At 42.5% G+C, this 4,184-nt stretch carries 3 protein-coding genes; 1 reads left to right on the forward strand and 2 read right to left on the reverse strand.

The genetic code is table 11. The features are described from left to right. Positions 1 to 55: 55 nt before the first annotated feature. Positions 56 to 2,092, reverse strand: a complete 2,037-nt coding sequence (gene iolD, locus AACQ17_RS06945) for a 3D-(3,5/4)-trihydroxycyclohexane-1,2-dione acylhydrolase (decyclizing) (protein WP_094167676.1) — start codon at positions 2,090 to 2,092, stop codon at positions 56 to 58. 248 nt (positions 2,093 to 2,340) lie between these two features. On the opposite strand from iolD, the gene iolB reads away from it, so the two are divergent. Next, positions 2,341 to 3,165 carry a 5-deoxy-glucuronate isomerase gene (iolB, locus tag AACQ17_RS06950; RefSeq protein ID WP_170935156.1) on the forward strand — a complete coding sequence of 275 codons (825 nt, stop codon included), beginning with the start codon at positions 2,341 to 2,343 and terminating at the stop codon, positions 3,163 to 3,165. 74 nt (positions 3,166 to 3,239) lie between these two features. On the opposite strand, the gene AACQ17_RS06955 is transcribed toward iolB, so the two are convergent. Then, positions 3,240 to 4,076, reverse strand: coding sequence for a MurR/RpiR family transcriptional regulator (locus AACQ17_RS06955; RefSeq protein ID WP_094167678.1), 837 nt, complete (start codon positions 4,074 to 4,076; stop codon positions 3,240 to 3,242). Between the last annotated feature and the right edge of the window lie 108 nt (positions 4,077 to 4,184).

Consider the following 4,184-nt stretch of genomic DNA (forward strand, 5'->3'; position numbering starts at 1 on the left):
AAAAGCTCACCACATTTCGTGGTGGGAAATCGGGGGGTGGTTTCGTGTTATCCGTTTAATACTGACGGGCTGTCGTTAATACTTGCTTAATGTCATTCGCGGCTTGCTCAATCTCTGGTTTATCTGCCACTTGAGCAGTACCACAGCGCCACCAGGCTTCATAACCATGGGTCATGGTTTTGGGTAACACTTTGATATCAATCAGGGTCGATACCGTCTGTTTTTTTGCCTCTTCAAGCGCGCTGATCAGTTGCTCTTCGTTGTTAACTCGATAGGCTCGACATCCATAACTTTCGGCGTTCATAGCAAAATCCACCGGAACTAATGGCCCGGTCAAAGTGTTTGTTTTCGGATCTCGAAAGCGGTTTTCCGTTCCAAAACTGCCCATCCCTTGGCTCATTTGTAAGTTATTGATACACCCAAAAGCGGCATTATCAAACAAAATTACGTTGATCTTCACCCCTTCTTGAATAGATGTTTGTAATTCAGAATGCAGCATCATGTAAGAGCCATCGCCTAATAAGGTATAAACGGGTTGATCAGGACAAGCGATCTTCGCCCCCACGGCAGCCCCAATTTCATATCCCATACAGGAGAACCCATACTCCATATGGTAAGTGTCAGGTACCTTCGGTTGCCATAGCCGTTGTAAATCACCCGGTAACGAACCTGCAGCCCCGACCACAATCGCATCATCTTCTAAGTGTTGATCCAACAAACCTAAAACACGGGTTTGCGTTAACTCAGTATTGAGATCTTCTCGATACTCACACAATTCATCATCAAAATGCCCTTCCACCTCAGGTTGGTATTCTTGCCCAACTTGGGTCGTAAACAAACGCGCTACTTCTTCTCGCCACAGTGTTTTCGCTTGTTTGATCTCATTGTGGTAACCACTGGTGTAGCCAGCCTGAATTAAGTGGCTTGCTATCACTCCAAGGGCTGATTTTGCATCCGCTACCACCGCAGTGGCATCAAGTTTACTGGCATCAAATTCCGACACATTGATGGTTAAAAAATCGACGTCTGGATGTTGAAATAATGATTTAGAAGCCGTCGTAAAATCGGTAAATCGGGTGCCTACACCAATCACCAAGTCGGCTTCTTTCGCAATGAGGTTAGCAGCCAAACCGCCCGTTGTACCAATGCCACCTAAATTAAGGGCATGATCATACACAATGGCGCTTTTCCCTGCCTGAGTTTCACCAAAAGGAATATGAAAGGTTTCGGCAAATTGACGAAATGCTTCGTGAGCTTCTGAATATCGAACCCCACCGCCACAGATAAGTAGTGGTTTTTTCTTCATCATGATTAAGCGAACCGCCTCATCAATCATTGCGTCAGTCGCAGGTCGGCGATCAATACGATGCACTCTTTTTTTAAAGAAATATTCTGGAAAATCATATGCTTCCCCTTGTACATCTTGGGGTAAACAGATGGTGACCGCACCAGTATCGGCAGGGTCGGTCAAAACGCGCATGGCATGTATCATCGCAGACATCAATTGCTCAGGGCGATTGATACGATCCCAATAACGAGAAACGGGTTTAAAGCAATCATTGGTGCTGATTGAAGCATCATAGTATTGCTCAACTTGTTGAAGCACCGGATCTGGTTGCCGACAAGCAAAAATGTCACCCGGTAAGAAGAGTACAGGAATTCGGTTTGCGGTTGCCGTTGCTGCTGCCGTGATCATATTGGCAGCACCGGGGCCAACAGATGAAGTCACCGCATAAATTTTCTTGCGTTTATGCTGTTTAGCAAACCCCATTGCAATATGTGCCATCCCTTGTTCATTACACCCTTGGTGAACAATCAAATCTCCTGAATCTTGTTCCAATGCTTGCCCAAGTCCGACCACATTGCCATGACCAAAAATCGTCAACACACCATGAATAAATTTGTGTTGCTGGCCATCAAACTCAACGTATTGTTGGTTCATAAATTTGACCAGCGCCTGCGCTGTTGTCATTCTTATTGTCTTCATCACCCGATCATCTCCAAAATTCGCTAAGAGTGTTCCATCACTGCTCTCGTTACTTACCGCAATCCTGTTATTTCTTGAAATTACTATATGAAATATAAATTTCACTTCAATTTATATTTAGAATAAATTTAACTTTTGTGATCGGAGTACAATTGTCAAAATTAAACGTGGATTTCTTAATGTTGCTAGTTTTTCTCATGAACTCACCTTGAAAATGAAACATTTATTTCATAAAATTAATAATTGAAAACTTAAACTCATTTCAACCAGAAGCAAGTCATGAAGAACAAACCACACTTAGATGACGAGAATACACCGGGGAAATGGGCTTGCTAACAACTGAGGAACATAGCATGTCTACACTGTTATCAAAGTATAAAGCGCCAGATAAAATGGGGTGTACGCAAAAAATAACCCCTGAGAATGCGGGCTGGGAATATGTTGGATTTGAAGTTTATGAATTGAAAACAGGGCAAAAACTAGTTCTACCTGCATCAAGTAATGAACTCTGCTTAGTTCTGGTCGCGGGCAAAGCAAGCATAAGAGCAGAAACAGCGAGTTTTGAAAACGTCGGTGAACGGATGAACCCTTTTGAACGAAAAAAACCATACGCTGTTTATGTTTCCGCTCAGGAAGGTTGTGAGGTTGAAGCATTAACGCCACTAGAATTGGCCGTCTGTAAAGCACCGGGTAAAGGAACCTATGCCACTCGGTTAATTACACCAAAAGATATCCAAGCCGAAGCACGAGGCCAAGGTAATAACCGACGCTATGTACATAACATATTACCTGATGATGTACCCGCAGATAGCTTATTGGTCGTGGAAGTGTTTACTGATGAAGGTTGCACTAGTTCCTATCCAAGCCATAAGCACGATCAATCTAACGAACCTCATGAAACGTATTTAGAAGAAACTTACTACCATCGCCTTAACCCCAGCCAAGGTTTTTGCTTACAGCGTGTTTATACCGATGATCGATCTTTAGATGAATCGATGGCGGTTTATGATAAAGATGTGGTCAAAGCCCCAAAAGGTTATCACCCTGTAGCGACCATTGCCGGTTACGACAACTATTACTTAAATGTCATGGCTGGCCCTTCAAGAAAATGGTGCTTCACTTGGGAGCCAGGCCATGAATGGGTCAATGGTCCAGTTTATAGGGCCAAACATGCTTAGTTGGGTATTTTGATTGATATAAAAACGTCAGCACTGATTGCTGACGTTTTTTATGCTAAGGATAAATCCGCTACTTACTCTTTGTTTGCAGAATCATGAAAAGCGAGCGATACAGCAAGAGTTTGAGCTAAACATAAGGAAGCTGCTTGAGAGCGAAATGCATCCACCTTTGCTTCTTTCACCACAAAGCAGACATCACTCGATGAGGCTAATGGGCTAATTTGACTATCGGTAATGATAATTTGCTGAATCGCAGAACCAACTAATGATTCACTGATTGTGGTCGTTTCTTTTGCATAAGGTGAGAAGCTGATCACAATCAATACATCACTCCCTTCAATGGTACTCATCTGCTCTTTAAACATGCCCCCCAATCCATCAATTAGGAAAGCACGCTTGTTTAAGTGACGCAATGCATAAACAAGATACGATGAAACAGAAAATGAACGACCTAAACCCACCACATAGATATTCTTTGCCTGAGCGAGAATCTCAACCGCGCTATCCAAATATTCAACCGGGGTTTGCGCCGCTAACTGATGCATAGCATTGCTATTTGCTCGTGCAAACTCTCGTAGAATATCCATCGGGCGTTCTGGTGGCGTGGTATCCCCTTTCATTTCTTTCAATAACCGAACACGATCCGTATAGCTGGACGTCTCTTCTAATAAATTACTGCGAAATAGTTGTTTCATTTCATTGAAGCCACTGTAACCAAAAGCATTGGCAAAGCGGATCAAGGTTGACGGTGGAACATTCGCTTGATCAGCAATAGCGGAAACCGTTTCAAAAGCGATACTATTTTTATTATCTAAGACATAAGCAGCCACTTGTTGCAATCTTTTGCTAAGTTCACCATAACGAGTACGGATTTGATCTTCTAGTTCACTTAAGGTTGTTGCTGATAACATCCCAACACTCCAATCTTCTCTTTTAGACAATCTTATTCAAAAGAAAGTAATAATGAAATTTTTTTTCTGTTTTTATTCAAATAAAGTAAAAAAATTGGATCAAAAACG

The organism is Vibrio sp. V10_P2A27P122 (assembly GCF_963874335.1).
Lineage (GTDB): Bacteria > Pseudomonadota > Gammaproteobacteria > Enterobacterales > Vibrionaceae > Vibrio > Vibrio anguillarum.

Bases quoted from the DNA above. Each gene is read 5' to 3' on its own strand.
- iolB (WP_170935156.1), top strand. From the start codon at position 2,341: ATGTCTACACTGTTATCAAAGTATAAAGCGCCAGATAAAATGGGGTGT.
- AACQ17_RS06955 (WP_094167678.1), bottom strand. From the start codon at position 4,076: ATGTTATCAGCAACAACCTTAAGTGAACTAGAAGATCAAATCCGTACT.